Here is a 22,560-nt window from a genome sequence, read left to right on the forward strand (position 1 = left end):
CTGGCGGTATGGCAGAGGTTGATCCAACCTATGCCCTTCGCGATGCACTGATCCGTCCGACACGTGTTCACCGCGCCGCAATTACAGAACCCAAGGCGCTGGGCCAATTGTTACGTGAGATCGACGTTTTCGACGGTCAAGCTACGACGCGCATCGGTTTGCAGCTTCTAGCCATGCTTGCCCAACGTCCCGGAGAAATCCGCCATGCCAAGTGGGCCGAAATAGACTTTTCCAACAAGGTTTGGGCCATCCCAGCTGAAAAGATGAAAATGCGCCGTGATCATGTTGTGCCCCTTCCTGCACAAGCGATTGCGCTTCTTGACGAGCTGCGTCGGATGAATGGCAACGGCGAGTACTTGTTTCCGTCCCTACGTACATGGAAACGTCCTATGTCGGAAAACACGCTGAACGCCGCGCTGCGCCGCATGGGATATTCTGGAGACGAAATGACTGCGCATGGCTTTCGCGTATCATTCTCAACCTTAGCAAACGAAAGCGGGCTTTGGCATCCAGACGCGATTGAACGGGCGTTGGCGCAAGTCGAGAGGAGCGAAGTGCGGCGGGCCTATGCAAGAGGGGATCATTGGGAGGAATGAGTGAAGCTCGCAGATTGGTGGGCAAGTTCTCTTGATCAGATGAAAAGACCAGTTCAGTGGCAGCTCACGCCAAAGAAAAACTTGTCGACGAAATCATCAACGACGCGCTGGGCAGTCTGTCAGATTGGAACAAGCCAGAAGCGCGACCGTCGGTTGGGCCAAAGTTCCCAGAGCTGGCAGAACAATTCAGCCAAGACATTCAAGGTATCAAACAAGAGCTTCGCGGTAAGCTTAGCAAACGGTCATTTGAAGATTTAAAAAAGTCGTTATGTTGAAATCAACTATCACGGAACCAGAACCCTGCGGGGCCCCGAAGGCGTAGACTTTCAAATGGTTGCCAAGATCAAGGCGCTAAAGTGTAGAGAGCCAGCTTGGTTTATCGCTGGTTGGCACATCAAGGATTTGGAATTGGACGTTCCACATTGGAGAGCGTTTTCACGCGGAAGTTTGGTCGAACTGACCTGCGCCCCTAAAACTCCTCCAGATTTGTGTAAAGTCCGCCCAGCAAAAGGACGGACAAATGAAGGCACGATTTACGGACGAACAGATCATTGCGATGATCAAGGAACAGGAGGCTGGGGAGAAGACTGCTGATGTGTGTCGGCGGCACGGGATCAGTTCAGCGACGTTCTACAAATACAAATCGAAGTATGGTGGCATGGAACCGTCGGATGCGAAGCGGTTGCGGGCTTTGGAAGACGAGAACGGCAAGCTGAAGAAGCTGCTCGCAGAACAGATGTTGGACAACGCCATGCTACGAGACATCAATTCAAAAAAGTGGTGACGCCCGTTGGGAGGCGGAAAGCTGTGGTGTATTTGATGGAAGTTCATCAAGTCAGCCAGCGGCGGGCGTGAAATGTTCTGCAAGTTGATAGGTCATCGGTGCGGTATCAGTCGCGTTGTGGCGATGATGCCAACCTGCGAGATGCAATTAAGCGGGTTTCGCGGGAACGGCGACGGTTTGGTTGCCGTCGTGTCCACGTCATGATCGCGCGAGAAGGTTTTGCGGTGAACCACAAGAAGGTGAGGCGCATTTATACCGAGGAAAAGCTGCAGGTGCGCCGCAGGGGGGGAAGGAAACGCACTTTGGGCACGAGGAAGCCAATGGTGCTGCCTGATGGCCCAACCAGCGTTGGTCGCTGGATTTCGTGTCTGACGCCCTGACGGATGGCCGCCACTTCCGCATTCTGGCCGTCGTAGACGATTATAGTAGAGAAAACTTGGCGCTGGTCGCAGATACATCCCTGTCGGGCCAACGGGTTGCCAGAGAGCTGGACCGCGTGATCGCTGAACGCGGCATGCCAAAGACAATCATTTCAGACAACGGAACCGAGCTCGCCAGCATGGCTATCCTAAAATGGGTTCAGGATGCAGGCATCGATTGGCACGACATCGCGCCTGGAAAGCCCCAGCAGAACGGCTTCATCGAAAGCTTCAACGGCAAGCTGCGGGATGAATGCCTCAATGAAACGCTCATCGGCACATTGGGCGAGGCCCGCAAGACGCTTGAAGAATGGCAGGAGGATTACAACTGGCGCAGACCACATTCAGCATTGGGTAACCTGACACCAATGGAATTTTTGCAGAGAAAGGCGATGGACAAGATGGCGGCCTAACGCCAAAGGTTTAACCCCAAGGACTCCGCACAAAGCTGGAGGAAACTTGGGGCTCAGGTCATCTCCTGAATACCCAGAACAACGGGCTGCTTCATCGGCTTGCGTCGGAACTGCATATACAGCTTCATCTCTTCGTGCCCACAGCTCATACCGAAGAGGATCCGCAGCGATACAATTCTCGTGTTGAGCACGCCGGTCGGGACGCCGTTATCGGTCATGTGGAGTTGGTCCGCGCGCAACTCATCCGGCGTTGCAATATCTGGTGAGCGCCCGATGAACTCCGCAAAGTTCCGCACCTCCTTGATATAGCCCTGCTGGGTCTTCGGCGACATTCCAGGAATGTGCATGTCTTCAATCATCCGCTCACGCAGCGGAGTCATCTTCTCCTCTTTCATGAGATCCTCCTGTCGTCAGATTGAAGAACCCCAATCGTCAAACAGGCCAGCCAGATTACAAAATGCGCGCCGTCAGGATCGGTCCAATACGCCAGCCACAAGCGCCATTGCCGCGCGAGCGGCTTCGTCCTTCCGCCCTACCTGTAAAACGCTGGGTGTGTTTTGGGCTTCTTCGGTGGTGCAGTCTTGATCTAACGTCGCTCCAATACAATCCATTGCATAGTTGGGCACACGAAAGAACCGGACGCTTGCGACGTGGACAGGTACTTCTCTGGAGATCCGGTAGTGCCGACCTGCGTCTGGGATATTTCCTCATGAAAGTTCATTTGCAGGCTATCTGATTCAGCCACCTTATCGTCGCCGATCCAAATTCAATGACGAACTGTTCCGCTTCCGCTTTACCGCGATTACAGGCGTCGGCGAACCTAAAGGCTGACACACCAGCGCTTGTCCCTCTTGGGTCCCCAGAACGGAACCAACGGGTTCGGCAAAGCCACACACAACACGCTAAGTTATTGATTAAAGTGGTGAGCCGTGATGGGTTCGAACCATCGACCTACTGATTAAAAGTCAGTTGCTCTACCAACTGAGCTAACGGCCCACTGGCGGCGTATCTAGAAAGACCGGCGGCGGGGGTCAACCCCGAAAACGCAAAAAAAAGCATGGGACTGGAATAAGTTTGGGCAGGGGCGTATATGCCGCCCTATGAGCAATGCGCAAAACAACAATTGGCCGTTTATGAAGATGCACGGGTTGGGCAACGATTTTGTTGTCCTGGACGGGCGTGCGCGAACGGTCGAGGTGACGCCGACGCTGGCCCAGGCGCTGGCGGATCGGCACCGTGGTGTCGGTTTCGACCAATTGGCGGTCATCCTGCCAAGTGGCGATGCCGATGCCGCTTTGATTTTCTACAATTCAGATGGGTCAACCTCGGCCGCATGTGGCAATGCCACGCGCTGTATTGCCCGCCATCTGATGGAAGAGACCGGCAAGTCAGAGCTGAGCCTGCAAACCAGCGACCGGGTGCTGTTGGCGCGCGATGCGGGTTGTGGGTTCACGGCGGTCAACATGGGCCACGCCCAGACCGAATGGCAGGACATCCCCCTGGCAGAGGACGTGGACACGCTGCACCTGCCGATCGCGGGGGATCCGGTGGGCACTGGCATGGGCAACCCGCATTGCACGTTCTTTGTCGATGACGTGATGGCGGTCGACCTGGAGACCCGCGGGGCCGAAATGGAACATCACCCGTTGTTCCCGGAACGCACCAATGTGCAATTTGCCACGGTGACCGGCGAAAACGCCATGCGGATGCGGGTGTGGGAGCGGGGCGCTGGTGTGACGCTGGCCTCGGGCTCGTCCTCCTGTGCCACCGCAATGGCGGCCTATCGAAGGGGGCTGATAGGGCGCGAGGTGATGATAAAGCTGGATGGCGGTTTGATTCATGTCGAGATCTCGGATGAAGGTCTCTGGCTGACCGGACCGACCAGCCACGTGTTTTCCGGTACGCTGACCACGCAATTTTTGGAAAGTCTGGAATGAACGCCCCGCACAAACCTGCGGTGAAGCCGCCGGTCTTTTCGACCATGGGCTGTCGCTTGAACGCTTATGAAACCGAGGCGATGAAGGAACTGGCCGCCGAGGCCGGTTTGCAGGGCGCGGTTGTGGTCAACACCTGTGCCGTCACAGCCGAAGCCGTGCGCAAGGCCCGCCAGGAAATTCGCAAACTGCGGCGTGACAATCCCGAGGCACGGCTGATCGTGACCGGATGCGCCGCCCAGACCGAGCCCGAAACCTTTGCCGCGATGGCAGAGGTCGATGCGGTGATTGGCAATACCGAAAAGATGATGCCAGAGACATGGCAGGGGATGGCGGCCGATTTCGTTGGCGAGACCGAGAAGGTCATGGTCGACGACATCATGTCGGTCACCGAAACCGCTGGTCACCTGATCGACGGATTTGGCACGCGGTCCCGGGCCTATGTTCAGGTGCAGAACGGCTGTGACCATCGCTGTACCTTCTGCATCATTCCCTATGGCCGGGGCAATTCGCGGTCGGTGCCCGCCGGTGTGGTGGTGGACCAGATCAAGCGGCTGGTGGATCGCGGCTATAACGAGGTGGTGTTGACCGGGGTGGACCTGACGTCCTGGGGGGCCGACCTGCCGGCAACGCCGCGTTTGGGCGATCTGGTGCGGCGCATCCTCAAGCTGGTGCCGGATCTGTCGCGATTGCGGATCTCGTCCATTGATTCGATAGAGGCCGATCCGGCGCTGATGGAGGCGATTGCCACCGAACCCCGGCTGATGCCGCATTTGCATCTGTCGTTGCAGGCCGGTGACGATATGATCCTGAAGCGGATGAAACGGCGGCACCTGCGCGATGATGCGATTGCGTTTTGCGAAGAGGCGCGCAAATTGCGCCCGGACATGACCTATGGGGCCGATATCATTGCCGGTTTCCCGACCGAGACCGAAGCGATGTTCGACAATTCGCTGAAACTGGTCGAGGATTGCGGCCTGACCTGGCTGCATGTCTTTCCCTATAGCCCCCGTCCCGGCACGCCGGCGGCGCGGATGCCGCAGGTCAATGGCCGGGCGATCAAGGACCGCGCTGCGCGGCTGCGGGCTGCGGGCGACTTGCGCGTGGCGCAGCATCTTGGTGCCCAGCAGGGCCGCAGCCATCAGATCCTGATGGAAAATCCCAATATGGGCCGCACCGAACAATTTGCCGAAGTCCGCTTTGCCGCGCCCCAGCCAGAAGGCCAGATCGTGACAGCGACGATTGCCGGCTTTGATGGCCACCAATTGGTGGTCTGAGGGATGCACCCAAATCCGATTTTCCGTGGCGAAGCTGCGGAGCGTAACCTGGGCTTTGCGCGCGAGCGGGGCTTTGGAATGCTGGCTGTTGGCGCGGCGGATGCTGCGCCGATGCTCAGCCATGTGCCGTTCCTGTTGGCCGAAGATGGCGCCGAGGCCGAACTGCATCTTGTTCGCTCAAACCCCATTGCGCGGGCCTGCAAGGCGGCAATGCCCGCCCGGATCGCCGTCAACGGGCCGGATTCCTATATCTCGCCCGATTGGTACGGGGTCGAGGATCAGGTGCCGACCTGGAACTATGTGGCGGTGCATCTGGTCGGGCGGCTGGAGCCGCTGCCGTTGGACCGGCTGTGGGACATTCTGAACCGGCAATCGGCGCTGTTCGAAGAGCGGCTGTTGCCCAAACCACCCTGGTCGACGGACAAGATGACACCAGAGGTGCTGGACCGGATGATGCGCATGATCGCGCCGTTCCGGTTTGTGGTGGATAAGATTGATGGCACATGGAAGCTGGGCCAGAACAAAACCGATGCCGTGCGCGACAGGGCGGCGGGGGGTGTGGCGGCCTATGGTCAGGGTCAGGAAATTGCCGCGCTGTCCGCATTGATGTGGGGCGTGGACAAGGACGCCTAAGGTGCTAGGCTGCGGCCGAATGACATATGTTCCAATGCTGGCTGCCATTTGCAACTGGCTGAAATCAGACCGGGAAATTCCACATGAAATTGTTGATGGCTGGCACGTCACCCTTTGTCCGCAAGGTTATGGTGACATTGCACGAAACCGATCAGGTGAACGCGGTCGAATACGAGGCGGTTGTCGCCGCGCCCGCCGGGCCGTCCGCCGAATTGATCGCCGCCAATCCGGTGGGCAAGATCCCGGCGCTGGTGCGCCCGGATGCGCCGACACTTTACGACAGCCGGGTGATTTGCCGGTTCCTGGATTCGCGGGTTAATGGCGGCCTGTATCCGCAGCAGCGCCAATGGGACACTCTGACGCTTGAGGCGACGGGGGATGCGATCATGGATGCGGCGGTGCTGATGGTCTATGAAATTCGGTTCCGCGACGAAGCCCAGCAATCACAGGATTGGATCGAGGCGCAATGGACCAAGGTTGATCGCGCCCTTTCGGCGTTGAACACCCGCTGGATCAGCCATTTGCACGGTCCGCTGGATATGGGACAGATTTCGGTGGCCTGCGCCTTGTCCTATCTGGATTTTCGCCATGACGCGCGCAGCTGGCGCACCGGGTATACCGCATTGGCGGATTGGCATGCGGCCTTTTGCCAGCGTCCATCAATGATGGCGACCACCCCCAAGGGGTGACAGCCGATCCGACAGATCCGGGGGCGGTCAGCCGCCAAAGATTCGCGTTGCGCGGCGGCAAAGGCCGCCGCCCGGCAATAATTCCGCAGCATCGGCCAGCGAAAAATGCCGAAATCTGCCGCATTGGGCATTCGACCGGTTGATTTCAACGTGTTTTTGGCGCGACATTACGGCGCGATGGGGCCTGCGCTCTTTTGAACGCTGGACGCCCAATTGGCACGGCGCTAAACACCGCACCGGAGAGCTGTGTTTTCCTATGGGAAGGCATGGACGGGAATTTACAGCCAGACTACTGGCGCTGAAATGGAGATCACTCGTGTCCCACGCAGACGATCACGAAGGCACCCGCAGAGATTTTCTCTACTACGCCACCGCAGGGGCGGGGGCCGTAGCCGCAGGTGCTGCGGTATGGCCATTGGTCAACCAAATGAATCCTTCCGCCGATGTGCGCGCGCTCAGCTCGATCCGGGTTGATGTGTCGGGCGTAGAGGTCGGAACCCAGCTGACGGTCAAATGGCTGGGCAAGCCGGTGTTCATTCGCCGCCGTACCGAAGACGAGATTGCCGAAGGCGAAGCTGTCGAGATGAGCCAGCTGATTGATACCTCGGCCCGCAACCCGAACAAGGGCGAAGTGGACGCGACCGACGCGAACCGCACCATGGACGACGCGCATGAATGGCTGGTGATGATGGGTGTTTGTACCCACCTCGGCTGTGTGCCTTTGGGGGACGGCGCTGGCGATTTCGGTGGTTGGTTCTGCCCTTGCCACGGTTCGCACTACGACACAGCAGGGCGCATTCGCAAGGGTCCGGCACCGGAAAACCTGCATGTGCCGCCCGCCGTCTTTGAAGACGACACAACAATCAAACTGGGTTAAGGAGCGGACATATGGCTGGTATTCCTCACGACCATTACGAACCGAAATCCGGTATCGAAAAATGGGTTCACACCCGTCTGCCCATTGTTGGGCTGATGTATGATACCCTGATGATCCCGACGCCCAAGAACCTGAACTGGATGTGGATCTGGGGCATTATCCTGACATTCTGTCTGGCGCTGCAAATCGTCACCGGCATCATTCTGGTGATGCATTACACGCCGCATGTTGATCTGGCCTTTGCTTCGATCGAACATATCATGCGCAACGTGAATGGCGGCCATTTCATCCGCTATCTGCACATGAACGGCGCGTCGCTGTTCTTTATCGCGGTTTATCTGCACATCTTCCGCGGGCTTTACTATGGCTCGTACAAGGCACCGCGCGAAATCACATGGATCATCGGCATGTTGATCTATCTGTTGATGATGGCGACCGGCTTCCTTGGGTATGTGTTGCCTTGGGGTCAGATGTCGTTCTGGGGTGCTACGGTGATTACCGGCCTGTTTGGCGCGATCCCCTTCATTGGTGAACCGATCCAGACCTGGCTGCTGGGCGGACCGGCGGTGGACAATGCCACGCTGAACCGCTTCTTCTCGCTGCACTATCTGCTGCCTTTCGTCATTGCGGCACTGGTGGCGGTGCATATCTGGGCCTTCCACACCACCGGCAACAACAACCCAACAGGGGTTGAGGTGCGCCGCACGTCGAAAGCCGAAGCCGAAAAAGACACCGTGCCGTTCTGGCCCTATTTCGTGATCAAGGATGTCTTTGCCCTGGCGGTGATCCTGGTGGTGTTCTTTGCCATCGTCGGGTTCATGCCGAACTATCTGGGCCACCCGGACAACTATATCGAAGCCAACCCGCTGGTGACGCCCGCGCATATCGTGCCGGAATGGTATTACCTGCCGTTCTACGCAATCCTGCGTGCCTTCACCTCTGAGGTGTGGGTCGTGCAATTCGCCAGCTTTGTGACCGGCGGCATCGTCGACGCGAAATTCTTTGGTGTGTTGGCAATGTTTGGGGCGATCGGTGTGATGGCGGTTGTGCCGTGGCTCGATACCTCGTCTGTGCGGTCGGGCAAATACCGTCCGATGTTCAAATGGTGGTTCTGGCTTCTGGCGATCGACTTTGTCGCGCTGATGTGGCTGGGCGCCATGCCCGCAGAAGAGCCTTATGCAACCTTCTCGTTGATTGCCGCGGCCTATTGGTTTGCCTACTTCCTGGTGATCCTGCCGCTTCTGGGTGTGATCGAGAAACCGCAAACCCCGCCAGAGACCATCGAAGCCGACTTCAATGCCAAAATGGCCAAGAAGGCCGCCAAGGCTGCTGGTCGTAAATCCCAGCAACCGGCTGAGTAAGAGGACGAGAGAATGATGATCAAGAAACTCACCCTCTCCGCGGTAGCGGCGCTGGCAATCGGAACTTCGGCGGCCTTGGCCGCCGGCGACGAAGGGCATATCCACGACGTGGATTTCTCTTTCGAAGGGCCTTTTGGTGCTTTTGACCAGATGCAGCTGCAACGCGGGCTTCAGGTCTATACCGAGGTCTGTTCTGCCTGCCACGGTCTGCAATATGTGCCGATCCGCACGCTGGCCGACGAAGGTGGCCCGCAATTGCCGGAAGATCAGGTGCGCGCCTATGCGTCCCAGAACTTTGAAGTTTTCGATGCCGCGTTGGACGATTATCGCCCGGCGGCGGAAACCGACAACTTCCCGAAAAACACGGCTGCGGGTGCACCGGATCTGTCGATGATGGCCAAGGCGCGTGCCGGGTTCCACGGTCCTTATGGCACCGGTCTGAGCCAGCTGTTCAACGGCATGGGCGGACCAGAGTACATCACCTCGCTTCTGACCGGCTACACCGGCGAAGAGAAGACCGAGGCAGGTGTGACGCTGTACGAAAACACCGCCTTTCCGGGTGGCTGGATTTCGATGGCACCGCCGCTTGATGACGATCTGGTGGAATTTGCCGACGGCCACTCTGCCGATCTGCACCACCTTGCCGAAGATGTGTCCGCCTTCCTGATGTGGACGGCAGAGCCGAAGATGATGGCGCGCAAACAGGCCGGTCTGACCGGTGTTCTGTTCCTGGTGCTGTTGTCGGTGCTGCTCTATCTGACCAACAAACGCATCTGGGCGCCGATCAAGAAGCAGGCCAAACTGGCCGCAAAGTAAACGGATGGTTTGAGCGCAAGCTCAGCCTGTTGAACGTAAAAAGCCCCGTTTTGGCGGGGCTTTTTCTTTGGCATCAGATCAAAGGTCCAGATCAAACGCCCAGATAGGCGCGCAATTCCGGCGGTGGATCGGCAAAAAGCCGGTCGGTGGATTGCGGCGGGAAAAGCTGGCCATCGGCGACCAGCGCGACCTGATCTGCGACCCGCTTGGCGTCTTCGGGGGCGTGGCTGACCATCAGAACCGCGATTCCCGCATCCGCCGCCAATTGCGCCACCAGGTCGAGCATCTCTGCCCGCAATGCCGGGCCAAGCGCCGAAAACGGCTCGTCCAGCATCATCAGGGGGCGGTCCTGTAAGAGAACGCGCGCCAGTGCCGCGCGGCTTTGCTGTCCGCCGGACAGCGCGGCGGGCTTTCTTGTGCCCATGTCGGCCAACCCGACCTGCGCCAGAGCGGCGTTGATCCGTTCCATTTGGGCGGGGGTGGGCCGTTTGGTGGTCAACGCCAGTGCCAGATTGGCTGCGATGGTCAGATGCGGGAACAGGTTGTTGTCCTGAAACAGAATGCTGACCGGGCGTTTGGCCGGTGCCAACCCATCCAATGGGCGATTGTCCCAGAGGATCTGGCCACGACTTGGCGACAGAAAGCCGGCGATCATGCTCAAAATCGTGGATTTTCCTGCCCCGCTTGGGCCGATCAGGGCGGTGAACCGTCCTTTGAATTCGGCATTGGCGGCGAGGTGATAGCCCTCCAGGTGCAGGGTGATGTCACGCAGTTCAAGCATTGGCTCGTCCGCCCTTGTCAAAGATCCAGAACAGCCCGAGGCTCATCATCAGCAGCAACAGCGCCGCGCCCTGTGCCGCCTCGATCCGATAGGCCGCCATCAGCTGATAGAGTTGAAAGGGCAAAGTGGCATGTTCACCATCGGCAAACAGGGCGATCACCCCAAGATCCCCCATGGATAGCGCCGCTGTCAGACCGGCAGCAAAGCCCAAGGGGCGGCGCAGGCGCGGCAATAGCACGATGCGCCACAGCGCCCAGCCGGTGATCCCAAGCGTCGCAGCCAGCCTGCCGTAATCCTCTCGGGCAGCGTCCAGCTCTGGCCGCAGGATACGCAATACAAAGGGCAGCGCCATCAGAGCATTGACCAGCAATGTGACTGGCAATGCGACCTCTGCCGGGCGCACGAAGGGTTGCACCAAAAGAAAAAGCCCCGTGCCCAGCACCAATCCCGACACGGCGACCCCCAATAACCCGGCCAGCTCACCCAGTTTGGTGGCCAGCGGCAGGGCCAAAAGGATCGTCAATGCGGTCGCGCCGAGCGCAACGCTCAGCGATCGTAACGCAGACGACCAGACATCCGCAGACAGCGCCAAAAGCCCCGGCAGGCCGGACACAATGATCATGGCAAGCGGTGTCAAAAGGAACAGTGCCGCAAAGCCGATCCAACAGAAATCGGCGATCCGCACCACACGGCCGCGCCCATCCCAGCGCTGCGGCACCCGGTCCAGCCCGGCGCCCAACCCAGCGGGGGGCGACAGCGCGAACAGGGCCAATGCGGCGGCCATGCCCATGGCCAGTTGAACCAGCGCCAGGGTCGCGGCCTTGCCCAAATCGAAATCGAATTTGAACGCCTGATAGATCGCCAGTTCCACGGTTGTGGCCTTTGGCCCGCCGCCAAGCGTCAGCGCCACGGCAAACGACGTCAGGCAAATCACGAAGATCACCGCAAAAGCCCCCGGCGCGATCCGCGCCAGCATCGGACGTTCCAGCACCCGGCCCATCGGCGCATCAAGCGACGCGGCCAGGCGAAACCGCTCCGCCGGGATCGCCAGCCAGCCTTGCAAAATCAAACGTGTGGCCAGCGGCAGGTTGAAAAACACATGCGCCAGAATCACGCCGTGATAGCCGTAAATATCAATGCGCGGCAGGCCCAGCCAGCCGCCGATCTGGTTCACCAGACCATTGCCGCCAAAAACCGCCAACAAGCCCAGAACCGCGACAATCACCGGCAGGATAAACGGCGCGCCAAGCAGGGCGATCAATGCGCCGCGCCCGGGAAACTGTTGCCGCGACAGGGCGCGGGCTACCGGAATGGCCAGAACGACGCTCACCGCCGCAGACAGCGCCGCCTGCCAGATCGTGAACCACAGGGCGGCATATTCCGGCGTGCCAAGGCCGCCAAGGCCCCCGGCACGCATAATCACCGCAACCACGGGGCCGATCACCAGCCCCGCAGCGAAAAGCGCCCAAACGAAAGGCAGCGTTACTGCGAAAGCGCGCTGCGCCATGCTTCGATCGCTGTATCCCGCAGCGAGGCCGCTTCATCTTCTGAATAGAACAGCACCTTTTCCGGCATCGGCAGTTCGCGGAACCCTTCGGGCCATTTTTCGACCGGAAGCGCCGCAGGCAATGACCAGTTCGAGGTCGGGATCATCGACTGGAATTCCTCGGTCAGGATGAACTGCATGAATTGATCGGCCAGATCGGGGTTGTCCGTGCCGGCCAGCTTCGCCACCAGTTCGACCATGAAGTAATGCCCCTCGGGGAAAATCGCCGCCGATTTGGTCAGGTCTTCTTCGGCAATGATGTGATAGGCTGGGGATGTGGTGTAGCTGAGCACCATGTCGGCCTCACCATCGGTGAAAAGCCCGTAGCTCTCTGACCAGCCTTTGGTCACTGTCACGATTTTCGGCGCGAGCTTTTCCCAGGCTGCCTTGGCCCCGTCGCCATAGACGGCCTGCACCCAAAGCACGAGGGCCAGACCGGAAATCGACGACCGCGGGTCCTGGATCACCAACCGGAGGTCATCCGGCGCGTCAAGCAGTGCCTCGAACGAGGCTGGCGGGGTGTCGATCAGTTCGTTGTTATAGATGAACGCCGTGTGGCCATAGTTGAACGGCAAAAAGATCTTATCCGTCCAGTCCACCGGCAGGGTCAATGCCGACATGTCGGCGCCATGTGGGGCAAACAGCCCGCTGTCGCGCGCCTTTTTGGTGATGTCCGATGTCAGACCGATCACGACGTCGGCTTCTGTGCGTTCGCCCTCCAACAGGATGCGGGGCAGAAGATCGCCGGTCTTGTATTGCAGATCACAGTCGCAACGGGCCTCAAACGCGGCTTCGATCCCGGGGCCGGGGCCCCATTCGGAATTGAAATAATCGCCTGCGTATACTGTCAAAACGGGGGTATCCGCCGCGGCCACGGTGGCCGAAGCTGCAACAAGTCCCGCAACGATGGTGCGTCCCAGCATGGGGCTCTCCAAATGTTGTGGGCGGAGTAGGGGCATGCTTGCGCAATCGACCTTCCCTCCGCCGGTTCTAGCCGGTTCAGGTTCAACGGGTTCGCATGTGCATCTCAGCTGGTCATATGGATCAGCACCCCGAGGTGAGGCCATTTCTAGGGCTTTGCCCTATGCGCCACAAGCCAATTGTGCTTGAGACCCGGCCAGTGGCGGCTTAGACGAAAGGAAATGGAGGGTTTGTCATGAGCTATAACACCTTTGGCCGCATGTTCCGTGTCACCACCTGGGGCGAAAGCCACGGACCGGGATTGGGCGCGACCGTTGATGGCTGCCCCCCGGGCGTGGAGATTGATGCAGAGTTCCTGCAAATTTGGTTGGACAAACGTAAGCCGGGCCAGAACAAGAACACCACCCAGCGCAAGGAGCCGGACGCGGTCGAGATTCTGTCGGGGGTGTTCGAAGGCAAATCCACCGGCACGCCGATCCAGTTGATGATCCGCAATACCGATCAGCGGTCCAAGGATTACGGCGATATTGTTGAAAAATTCCGCCCCGGTCATGCCGATATCACCTATTGGCAGAAATACGGCATCCGCGATTATCGCGGCGGTGGGCGGTCGTCGGCGCGCGAAACCGCAGCACGGGTTGCGGCCGGTGGCGTGGCGCGGGCGGTGCTGGCGCAGATGCTGCCGGGGCTGAAAATCACCGGCTATATGGTGCAGATGGGCGAAAAGCACATTGATCGGTCGCGGTTTGATTGGGACGAAATCGGGCGTAATGATTTCTGGGTGCCCGATGCAGCGGCGGTGCCGGAATGGGATGCCTATCTTGGGCATTTGCGCAAGGATGCCCATAATTCGGTGGGTGCGGTAATCGAAGTCGTCGCACAGGGCGCGCCCGCGGGCCTTGGCGCGCCGGTCTATGGCAAGCTGGACACCGATCTGGCCACGGCGATGATGTCGATCAACGCGGTCAAAGCGGTGGAAATTGGCGACGGCATGGCGACGGCGGCGCTGACCGGGTCGGAAAACGCCGACGAGATTTTCATGGGGCCGGATGGGCCGGTCTATTCCTCGAACCACGCGGGCGGTATCCTTGGTGGGATTTCCACGGGTCAGGATGTGGTGGTGCGTTTCGCGGTCAAGCCGACGTCGTCGATCCTGACCACGCGCAAGACAATCACCAAATCCGGCGAAGAGACCGAGATCATCACCAAGGGCCGTCACGACCCTTGTGTCGGTATCCGCGCGGTGCCGGTGGGCGAGGCGATGATGGCCTGTGTGTTGCTGGATCATATCCTGATGCATCGCGGCCAGATGGGCGGCGACGTGGGAGAGACATTGGGCCGGATCGGTTAACGGGCCCGGATTTCGCCACGCCTTCGCGTGTCGACAGGTTTGGGGGCCAGCCCCCAAACCATAGGTCAAATGGGGGGCAGATGGGGGGCCAGCCCCCCAAACCACAGGGCAGATGGGGGGCCAGCCCCCCAAACCCCCCGGGATATTTAAGGTCAGATGAAAGACAGGGGGTTGAACCGGGAGCAGCCGGGCAGGCGCCCGGTTTCGGGTTTTGGTTGACGTGATTGCCCGCTTCAGGACCGTGCCCGTTCGGCCCCTTTTTCAATCGCGTCGCGCAATTTGTTTTCCAGCGACTTTTGTTTGGTGGGCGAGTGGAATTTCAAGCCGAACATGTCTTTGACATAGAAACTGTCCACCACCTGTTCGCCGTAAGTCGCAATCACCGCCGATGAAATATAGACATTGGCATTGGCCAATGTTCGGGTCAGGTCGAACAACAGGCCGGGGCGGTCGCGGGTGTCGACCTCGATGATTGTGTAGATTTCCGAGCCATCGTTATCAAAGGTGATATGTGTTGGCACCCGGAAGGCGCGTTCGCGTTTCTTGATCTTGTCGCGCGATTTGATGGCTTCGCGCGCCTTGACCTCGCCCTGAAGGGTTTTCTGGATCATGGATTGCAGGCGCGGCAGTTTGCTGGCCTCATAGGGGGAGCCTTCGGCATCCTGAATCCAGAAGGCCGCCGTGGCAAAGCCGTCCTTGGTGGTAAATGTCCGGGCATCGACCACATTCGCCCCGACCAGCGACAGCGCGCCACACATGCGGCTGAAGATACCGGGATGGTCGGCCATGGCAAAACATACCCGGGTGGCGTCGCGGTCTTCGTCGGGGTGCAGGTCGATGGCAATTGCAGCATCGCCAAGATCACGCAACAGATTGGCAAAGGCCAGATGCGCCGTCACATGCAGGCCCTGCCAATAAGGCGGGTAGTGGCGCGCGGTTTCCGCCCGCAGATCCTTGACCGGCCAATCCTTGAGCGTTTGGCGCAGCAGCTTCTTGGCCTCGGCCCCGCGGTTTTCGCGGTTCAGCGCCTCCATTCCGCCCTCAAGCGCGCGGCGGGTCTGGCGGTACAGCGCCCGCAGCAGGGCCGCTTTCCAGTTGTTCCAAGTGTTGGGCCCGACGCCGCGAATGTCACAGACCGTCAGCACACAGAGCAGGTTCAGCCGTTCCACGGTTTTCACCGCCTTGGCGAAATCGCGCACGGTGCGTGGATCGGCAATGTCGCGTTTCTGGGCCATGTCGGACATCAAAAGGTGATAGCGCACCAGCCATTCGACGGTTTCGCATTCCTTCTTGTTCAATCCCAACCGCGGCGCAACCGTGCGGGCAATACGCGCGCCCAGGATCGAGTGGTCTTCGTCCCGCCCCTTGCCAATGTCATGCAGCAGAAGCGCGACAAACAGGACCTTTCGGTCAATGCCGGATTCGATGATGTCGGTTGATACAGGAAGCTCTTCGCCCAGCTCGCCGCGTTCGATTTCCGCCAGATGGTGGATCACCTGGATCGTGTGTTCGTCGACGGTATAATGATGGTACATATTGAATTGCATCATGGCGACGATGGTTTTGAACTCTGGCAGGAAGGCCCCGAGCACCCCCAATTCGTTCATCCGCCGCAGGGCGCGTTCCGGGTTGCCATGACGTAGCAGCAGATCCAGGAACAGTTTCGCCGCCGCCGGATTGCGGCGCATGTCGTCGTCAATCAGATGCAGGTTCGCCTTGACCAATCGCATGGCATCGGGATGGATCAGCAATTCGCTGCGCAGGCCTTCTTCGAACAGGCGCAGGATGTTCAGCTTGTCAGCCAGAAATGCCGTGTCATCAACAATTGCCAGCCGACCGTGGATCACCGAATAGCCTGCCTTGACCCGGCGTTGGCGGCGAAAGAAACGGTCGATCAGCGGCGGGCCCTTGGTGTGGTCTGCCTCTAGCGAGGTCAGGAAGATGCGGGTCAGATCGCCCACTTCGGTGGCGTGCAGGAAGTAGTCCTGCATGAAATGTTCGACCGCGCGTCGCCCGCCCTTGTCGACATAGCCCATGGCGGACGCGACCTCGACCTGGAGATCGAACGCCAGCTGTTCCTGTGGCCGGTTTGACACCAGATGCAAATGGCAGCGGGTCGCCCAAAGAAAATTTTCCGCCCGCACAAAGGTTTCGTATTCTTCGGGGCGAAACACCCCAAGGTCCACCAGCTCGCTTGAGTGGTCTACGTGGTGCACATATTTTGCAATCCAATACAGGGATTGCAGATCGCGCAGCCCGCCTTTGCCTTCTTTGATGTTGGGTTCGACCATATAGCGTTGGCCGCCCTGCTTCTTGTGGCGGTCGTCGCGCTCTTCGAGCTTGGCCTCGACGAACTCCCGTTCGCTGCCCTGAAACAGGTCTTTTTGCAGTTTGGTGTCCAGATCCCGCGCAAGCCGCTTGTCGCCCGCCAGCAGCCGGTGTTCCAGCAACGCGGTGCGAATGGTGAAATCTTCGCCGCCGAGGCGAATGCAATCGCGCACCGTGCGCGACGCATGGCCAACCTTCAACCGCAGATCCCACAGGATGTAGAGCATGGATTCAATCACGCTCTCGGACCAAGGGGTGATCTTGTGGGGTGTCAGAAACAACAAGTCCACATCGGAAAACGGCGCCATTTCCCCGCGGCCATAGCCGCCCACCGCAATCAACGACAGCCGTTCACCGGCGGTGGGATTGGACAGCGGATGCAGCATTTCGGTCGCGACCCGCCATGCGGTCAGCACCAATTGGTCGGTCAGCCAGGTATAGGTGCGTTTGGCGGATTCAGCGGCCAGTGGGTTGGCGTGAAACGCGGCGGCGATGGTTTCCATCCCGGCCTTGCGCGCGTCCAGCAGGTGTTTCACCAGAAGCTTGCGGAATTCGCCCGGCTGATCACGGTCAAATTGGGCGATCAGGGTTTCGACCGCGGCAGAGTCAAAGATCTCTGCCGCGGGGCATATCAGAAAATCGGTCAATTCGGTCTTTCGTGCAGCGTTAGACTTTTGGGCGGCTTTAGAAGCCTGCTCCGCCAAATGCTTTGGGGGCTGGGTCAAGAATTACCACCTTGTTGCCGCGCACAGAGGCCACCGCCAGCGCGCGTTCATTCGTGCCGTCGGGCCGCAGACGGAACACCCCGCCAACCCCCTGGAAACCGGCGGTTTGCGTCAATGCGCCACGTGTCAGCGCGTCGGATTTGCCCTGGGCGACCAAGGCACCAATTGCGGCGATCCCGTCAAAGGCCAATCCGGCCAGCGGATGCGGGGATGTGCCATAAGCGCCCTGATAGCGGCTGTTGAAACTTGCGGTGCGCGCCTGATCCGGCAGGGCAAACCAGCCGCCCTGAACACCGGGCAACGCCAGGGTTTGGGGGGGAACATCCCACCGCGCCAAGCCGATATACTGCGTGGTGTCAGGCGCGATGCCGTTCTCTGGCAGCAATTGCACCAGAAGCGGCAAGGCCCCGGCGGCATTGGATGTCAGGAACACCGCGTCCGATTGCCGTGCGGCGGCGGCGATACGGGGCATCGCATTCAGCACGCCGGCCTGGGAAAATTCAAAAGATTCCGCCGCAGTGACGCGCAGGCCGTTTGTGCTGGCCGCGGATTCAATCGCCGCCTTGCCGAACTGGCCTTCGACGTTGTTGGGGTACACAATTGCGACGGTGGATTTGCCGTTGCGTGCAGCATAGCCCAACAGGCGATTGGCCGTATTGCGGAATGTGGGGCCCAGAACAAATACGTTGCCCCCGGCGATCGACGGGTTGTTGGAAAAGCTCAGCACATTCACGTTGTCATCAGACACGGCAACGCCGACCGCATTGGCCGCCTCGCCGAACAGAGGGCCAAGGATGATTTTCGCCCCTTCGTCGACGGCCTTTTGCGCCTGGGCTGCGGCCTGACCTGCGTTGCCAGGCCGTGTCGTAAACCCGCAGATCAATGCGCACCCCGTCAAGATCGGCAACAGCAAGGCGCGCCGCGTTTTCCAGTGCCTGCGCCACGCCGCTGGCCCCGGCGTCGCTTTTGGGCAGCAAAAGCGCCACAGGCACCGGGTTATCGGTGTTGATCCGCTGACCGGTGTTGTCACCCGCGCCGACACCGCCAAATTGGATCGGTTCACAGGCGGCGAGTGCAAGAACGCCAAAGCTGGCGACAGCCAGGCGCAAAATCCGGGGCAGACGCAACCGCTTGCGGGCGGCGGACAAAACGGCAAACATGGGCATCTCACTTCGTGGTTTGACGACACGGCGGTGACCGTGTGATTTGATGCGATAATAAACACAGAGCGGAGCGGGTCCAGTGGCGAATGTGAATGAGGGTCGGAACTGGCAAAGAGATTCCCGTCGGATCGCGCCAGGATTGTATTTTGTGGCGGTGCCGATCGGCAATGCACGCGACATTACGCTTCGGGCATTGGATATCCTTGCCGGGGCGGATGTACTGGCCGCAGAAGACACCCGCGCATTGCGACGGTTGATGGAATTGCACGGTGTCCCGATGAACGGGCGGCAGATTCGTGCCTATCATGAACACAATGGTGCCCGCATGCGCCCCGCCCTGTTAGAAGCCTTGGCGGCGGGGCAATCGGTGGCTTATGCGTCCGAAGCGGGCACACCGCTGATTTCGGACCCTGGTTTCGATCTGGCACGTGATGCGGTGGCGTCGGATTTGCCGGTCACGGCGGCGCCGGGCGCCTCGGCGGTGTTGACGGCCTTGAATGTCGCGGGGCTTGCGACCGACAGATTTCTGTTTGCAGGGTTTCTGCCATCTGCCACAACCGCCCGGCGTACCGCGCTGGGCGAGCTGGCGGATGTGGCCGCGACCCTTGTGTTTTACGAATCACCTCGCCGGGTGGCGGCCATGCTGGCCGATGCGGCCGAGGTTCTGGGCCCGGATCGACCCGCCGCGACATGCCGCGAATTGACCAAGAAATTCGAAGAGGTGGTCCGCGCGCCGCTGGGCGAATTGGCGGAAAAGCTGACGGAAAAAGACCCAAAAGGCGAATTTGTCGTTGTGATCGGCAAGGGCGGGGGCGCGCAGGACACGGACGAAGACATTGAAACCGCGTTGCGTAAAGCCCTGCAAACCATGTCGGTGCGCGATGCGGCGGAAATGGTGGCCAATGCCTTTGGGCAAAAGAAACGCTTTGTTTACCAAATGGCCTTAGACCTGTCGAAAGAGGGGTAATCTCAGGATTTTCACATGCCATTGGATTGCGGTGTTGCGGATATTGGCCATGTGGACGTCGGTGACGCACGTGCGCGGCGCGGTCGGCGCAATCAATTGGCGGGTGTCTCTGCGGAAGGCTCGATTGAAAGGGCCTATGTCGCGGCTGGGCACCGGGTTCTGGCCCGTCGCTGGCGTGCGCGCGGTGGCGAGATTGATTTGATCCTTCAGGACGGCAACGGCACCTATGTGTTTGCCGAGGTTAAAAAATCCGCCACATTTGACCGTGCATTGGCCCGGATCACACCACAACAGGTGGCGCGTATTCATGCCGCCGCCGAGGTTTTTCTCGGCGATTGCCCGCAGGGGCTTCTGAGTGATGTGCGCTTTGATGCGGCCCTGGTGGATAGCATGGGACAGACCCAAATATTGAAAGGCGCATTGCTGGGATATTGACTGTTGGTGCGGCTGGCATTGAACACCATGGGTTCATGGGCCATGTAAGAGGCTGAAACAGAACAGGGGCAGCCCATGAAAATCGCCTTTCAGATGGACCCGATCGGGGCCGTGGACATCAATGCCGACAGCACGTTCCGCATCGCGGAAGAGGCACAGAACCGGGGGCATGAACTTTTCTTTTACGGCCCGGATCAACTCGCCTTTCAAGAGGGGCGGATCACCGCGCGTGGTCAGGATCTGCGGGTCAAACGGGTGCAGGGCGATCATGCCGAACTGGGTTCGATGCGCGAAGTGGATCTGGCAGACTTTGACGTTGTCTGGCTGCGCCAGGACCCGCCGTTTGATATGCATTACATCACCTCGACCCATCTGCTGGATCGGCTGAAGGGACAGACATTGGTGGTCAATGATCCATTCTGGGTGCGAAACTACCCGGAAAAATTGCTGGTGCTTGATTTCCCTGACCTGACACCGCCGACGGCGATTTCGCGGGATCTTGATACGTTGAAGGCTTTTCGGGCCAAACATGGCGATATCATTTTGAAACCGCTTTACGGCAACGGCGGGGCGGGGGTGTTCAAGCTGGTGCAAGGGGACGGAAATCTGGCGTCGCTGTTTGAGCTGTTTACCGGTTTTTCGCGCGAACCTTTGATTGTACAGAAATTTCTGCCAGCGGTGTCCGCAGGCGACAAACGGGTGATCCTTGTTGATGGTGCGCCTGTCGGGGCGATCAACCGGGTGCCGGCCAAGGGCGAAACCCGGTCGAATATGCATGTGGGCGGTCGGCCGGAGAAAATCGGCCTGACAGAGCGCGATCTGGAGATCTGTGCCCGGATTGGCCCGTTGTTGCGGGAAAAAGGCCAGGTTTTTGTCGGGATTGACGTGATTGGCGATTATCTGACCGAAATCAACGTGACTTCGCCCACCGGGATTCAGGAATTGGAACGATTTGACGGCATCAATGTCGCGGCCAAGATTTGGGAGGCGATTGAGGCGAAAGTGGCCTGAGGCGCGTCACGGGTCTGTTGCTGCCATGAGCCGATAGCTGAGCGCTTCGGCCACATGGGGCCGATGGATGGTTTCTGACCCTTCAAGATCGGCAATCGTGCGTGCCACCCGCAGCACCCGGTGATAGCCGCGGGCCGATAGGCCGAAGCGGTCGGCGGCCTTCAGCAGAAGGTCGCGGCCTTCGGCGTCCGGGGTGGCAAAAGCCGCGAGCGCCTTGCCCTGAAGGTCGGCATTGACCGCTGTGTCCGCCAATGCTTCATAACGCGCCGTTTGCAAGGCCCGGCTTGCGGCGACCCGCGCGGCAATTGCGGCAGAGCCGTCGCCGGTTTCGGGCAGGTCGAGATCGGTGAACGACACGGGCGGCACGTCAACGCGCAGGTCAAACCGGTCCATCAACGGCCCTGAGATGCGGCCCATGTAGTCTTCGCCACAGACCGGCGCGCGGGTGCAGGCCCGCGCCGGATCTGGCAGATAGCCGCATTTACAGGGGTTTGCCGCAGCGATCAGCATGAAGCGGCAAGGATATTTCACATGGGCATTGGCGCGGGCGACCATGACCTCTCCGGTTTCGATGGGTTGGCGCAGGGTTTCCAGCACCGCACGGGGGAATTCCGGAAATTCATCCAGGAACAACACGCCGTTATGGGCCAGGCTGACCTCGCCGGGTTTGGCGCTGCGTCCGCCGCCAATGATTGCCGCCATAGAGGCCGTGTGATGCGGTTCGCGGAACGGCCGCACGCGTGAAATCCCGCCCTGATCCAGAAGTCCGGCCAGCGAATGGATCATCGAGGTTTCCAGGGCCTCTTGCGCCGACAGCTCTGGCAGGATGGTTGGCAACCGCGCGGCCAGCATGGATTTACCCGATCCCGGTGTGCCCACCATCAAAAGATGATGCCGCCCGGTTGCGGCGATTTCCAGCGCACGTTTGGCGCGTTCCTGACCCCGCACATCGCGGAAGTTACGGTCACTCGTGGCGGGGGGCACTTCGCCGGGTGCGGCCGGGGACAACGGGGATTGGCCGGTGAAATGGCGCACCACATCAGCCAGATTCGCCGCGCCGATCACCTGCGTTGCGCCGACCCAGGCCGCTTCGGGGCCGGATGCGCGCGGACAGAGCAGGGCGCGATCCTCTTCTGCGGCGGCCATGGCGGCAGGCAGGGCGCCGATCACCGGCACCAACCCGCCATCCAGCGACAATTCGCCAAGCGCAACAATGCCGGCGACCGCGTCTTCGGGGATGATGCCCAATGCGGCCAACAGGCCAAGCGCGATGGGCAGGTCGAAATGTGACCCCTCTTTGGGCAGGTCAGCCGGGGAAAGGTTGACGGTGATGCGTTTCGACGGCAACGCGATCGACATTGAATTCAACGCCGTGCGCACCCGGTCGCGGGCTTCGGACACCGCTTTGTCCGGCAGGCCGACGATGGAAAACGCGGGCATGCCGGGCGTGACGGCGCATTGCACTTCTACCGTGCGCGCGGTCACGCCTTCAAAGGCGACGGTATAGGCGCGGGCGACCATATTGCCCCTTCC

At 59.8% G+C, this 22,560-nt stretch carries 19 protein-coding genes, 1 tRNA gene, 2 pseudogenes and 1 riboswitch; of the genes and pseudogenes, 14 read left to right on the top strand and 8 right to left on the bottom strand.

The window, feature by feature from the left end; translation table 11 throughout:
• Positions 1–8 precede the first annotated feature (8 nt).
• The 3 genes and pseudogenes from AC0L4F_RS10095 (at position 9) to AC0L4F_RS10105 (ending at position 2,212) form a co-directional block, all read left to right on the top strand.
• Positions 9–596, top strand: coding sequence for a tyrosine-type recombinase/integrase (locus AC0L4F_RS10095; RefSeq protein ID WP_244687984.1), 588 nt, complete (start codon positions 9–11; stop codon positions 594–596).
• A 56-nt stretch (positions 597–652) separates the two neighbouring features.
• Positions 653–871 carry a hypothetical protein gene (locus AC0L4F_RS10100; protein WP_244687986.1) on the top strand — a complete coding sequence of 73 codons (219 nt, stop codon included), beginning with the start codon at positions 653–655 and terminating at the stop codon, positions 869–871.
• A 245-nt stretch (positions 872–1,116) separates the two neighbouring features.
• Positions 1,117–2,212, top strand: a pseudogene (locus AC0L4F_RS10105) (IS3 family transposase).
• Between the two features lie 53 nt (positions 2,213–2,265).
• Here the strand turns inward: AC0L4F_RS10105 and AC0L4F_RS10110 are convergent.
• Together AC0L4F_RS10110 and AC0L4F_RS10115 are read right to left on the bottom strand one after the other, a co-directional pair.
• Entirely contained in the window at positions 2,266–2,607 is a 342-nt protein-coding gene (locus AC0L4F_RS10110) for a phage integrase N-terminal SAM-like domain-containing protein (protein ID WP_244687988.1), read from the bottom strand.
• Between the two features lie 525 nt (positions 2,608–3,132).
• Positions 3,133–3,208: transfer RNA gene (locus AC0L4F_RS10115), tRNA-Lys, on the bottom strand.
• Positions 3,209–3,312: 104 nt separating this feature from the next.
• On the opposite strand from AC0L4F_RS10115, the gene dapF reads away from it, so the two are divergent.
• From dapF to AC0L4F_RS10150, 7 genes are all read left to right on the top strand, one after another.
• Positions 3,313–4,149, top strand: coding sequence for a diaminopimelate epimerase (gene dapF / locus AC0L4F_RS10120; protein WP_244687990.1), 837 nt, complete (start codon positions 3,313–3,315; stop codon positions 4,147–4,149).
• Positions 4,146–5,423, top strand: coding sequence for a tRNA (N(6)-L-threonylcarbamoyladenosine(37)-C(2))-methylthiotransferase MtaB (mtaB, locus tag AC0L4F_RS10125; RefSeq protein WP_280520551.1), 1,278 nt, complete (start codon positions 4,146–4,148; stop codon positions 5,421–5,423). Before dapF ends, mtaB begins: the two co-directional genes overlap by 4 nt.
• 3 nt (positions 5,424–5,426) lie before the next feature.
• A complete protein-coding gene (locus tag AC0L4F_RS10130) occupies positions 5,427–6,056 on the top strand; it encodes an FMN-binding negative transcriptional regulator (RefSeq protein ID WP_244687992.1) in 630 nt (209 codons plus the stop codon).
• An 83-nt stretch (positions 6,057–6,139) separates the two neighbouring features.
• Positions 6,140–6,745, top strand: coding sequence for a glutathione S-transferase (locus AC0L4F_RS10135; RefSeq protein WP_244687994.1), 606 nt, complete (start codon positions 6,140–6,142; stop codon positions 6,743–6,745).
• A gap of 316 nt (positions 6,746–7,061) precedes the next feature.
• On the top strand, positions 7,062–7,622 hold the full coding sequence (gene petA, locus AC0L4F_RS10140) for a ubiquinol-cytochrome c reductase iron-sulfur subunit (protein ID WP_244687996.1): 561 nt from the start codon (positions 7,062–7,064) through the stop codon (positions 7,620–7,622).
• Positions 7,623–7,633: 11 nt separating this feature from the next.
• A complete protein-coding gene (gene petB / locus AC0L4F_RS10145; protein ID WP_244687999.1) occupies positions 7,634–8,983 on the top strand; it encodes a cytochrome b in 1,350 nt (449 codons plus the stop codon).
• Between the two features lie 15 nt (positions 8,984–8,998).
• Positions 8,999–9,799: a cytochrome c1 gene (locus AC0L4F_RS10150; protein WP_244688919.1), complete on the top strand. Its 801-nt coding sequence runs from the start codon at positions 8,999–9,001 to the stop codon at positions 9,797–9,799.
• Positions 9,800–9,890: 91 nt separating this feature from the next.
• On the opposite strand, the gene AC0L4F_RS10155 is transcribed toward AC0L4F_RS10150, so the two are convergent.
• From AC0L4F_RS10155 to AC0L4F_RS10165, 3 genes are read right to left on the bottom strand one after another with little or no spacing between them, the layout of a single operon-like run.
• Positions 9,891–10,580, bottom strand: a complete 690-nt coding sequence (locus tag AC0L4F_RS10155) for a thiamine ABC transporter ATP-binding protein (RefSeq protein WP_244688001.1) — start codon at positions 10,578–10,580, stop codon at positions 9,891–9,893.
• Complete coding sequence (locus AC0L4F_RS10160; RefSeq protein ID WP_244688003.1) at positions 10,573–12,087, bottom strand: thiamine/thiamine pyrophosphate ABC transporter permease ThiP; 1,515 nt, start codon at positions 12,085–12,087, stop codon at positions 10,573–10,575. Before AC0L4F_RS10160 ends, AC0L4F_RS10155 begins: the two co-directional genes overlap by 8 nt.
• Positions 12,063–13,049, bottom strand: coding sequence for a thiamine ABC transporter substrate-binding protein (locus tag AC0L4F_RS10165; RefSeq protein WP_473446350.1), 987 nt, complete (start codon positions 13,047–13,049; stop codon positions 12,063–12,065). Before AC0L4F_RS10165 ends, AC0L4F_RS10160 begins: the two co-directional genes overlap by 25 nt.
• Before the next feature lie 36 nt (positions 13,050–13,085).
• Positions 13,086–13,191, bottom strand: a riboswitch (TPP riboswitch).
• Positions 13,192–13,282: 91 nt separating this feature from the next.
• On the opposite strand from AC0L4F_RS10165, the gene aroC reads away from it, so the two are divergent.
• The gene (gene aroC / locus AC0L4F_RS10170) at positions 13,283–14,398 is read left to right on the top strand and encodes a chorismate synthase (RefSeq protein ID WP_244688005.1); all 1,116 of its coding nucleotides are present in this window, start codon (positions 13,283–13,285) and stop codon (positions 14,396–14,398) included.
• A 233-nt stretch (positions 14,399–14,631) separates the two neighbouring features.
• On the opposite strand, the gene AC0L4F_RS10175 is transcribed toward aroC, so the two are convergent.
• Together AC0L4F_RS10175 and AC0L4F_RS10180 are read right to left on the bottom strand one after the other, a co-directional pair.
• Positions 14,632–17,451, bottom strand: coding sequence for a [protein-PII] uridylyltransferase (locus tag AC0L4F_RS10175; protein ID WP_473446352.1), 2,820 nt, complete (start codon positions 17,449–17,451; stop codon positions 14,632–14,634).
• Positions 17,411–18,611 (bottom strand): annotated as a pseudogene (locus AC0L4F_RS10180) (penicillin-binding protein activator). Before AC0L4F_RS10180 ends, AC0L4F_RS10175 begins: the two are co-directional and overlap by 41 nt.
• 151 nt (positions 18,612–18,762) lie before the next feature.
• Here AC0L4F_RS10180 and rsmI point away from each other — a divergent pair.
• From rsmI to gshB, 3 genes are all read left to right on the top strand, one after another.
• Positions 18,763–19,581: a 16S rRNA (cytidine(1402)-2'-O)-methyltransferase gene (gene rsmI, locus AC0L4F_RS10185; protein WP_244688009.1), complete on the top strand. Its 819-nt coding sequence runs from the start codon at positions 18,763–18,765 to the stop codon at positions 19,579–19,581.
• A 15-nt stretch (positions 19,582–19,596) separates the two neighbouring features.
• A complete protein-coding gene (locus tag AC0L4F_RS10190) occupies positions 19,597–20,016 on the top strand; it encodes a YraN family protein (RefSeq protein ID WP_244688011.1) in 420 nt (139 codons plus the stop codon).
• A 75-nt stretch (positions 20,017–20,091) separates the two neighbouring features.
• Positions 20,092–21,027 (top strand): glutathione synthase, encoded by a 936-nt coding sequence (gene gshB / locus AC0L4F_RS10195; protein ID WP_244688013.1) that lies wholly within the window; start codon positions 20,092–20,094, stop codon positions 21,025–21,027.
• Positions 21,028–21,033: 6 nt separating this feature from the next.
• On the opposite strand, the gene AC0L4F_RS10200 is transcribed toward gshB, so the two are convergent.
• Positions 21,034–22,548: a YifB family Mg chelatase-like AAA ATPase gene (locus AC0L4F_RS10200; protein WP_244688016.1), complete on the bottom strand. Its 1,515-nt coding sequence runs from the start codon at positions 22,546–22,548 to the stop codon at positions 21,034–21,036.
• Positions 22,549–22,560: the final 12 nt, after the last annotated feature.

The organism is Marinovum sp. J2-8, assembly GCF_055808435.1.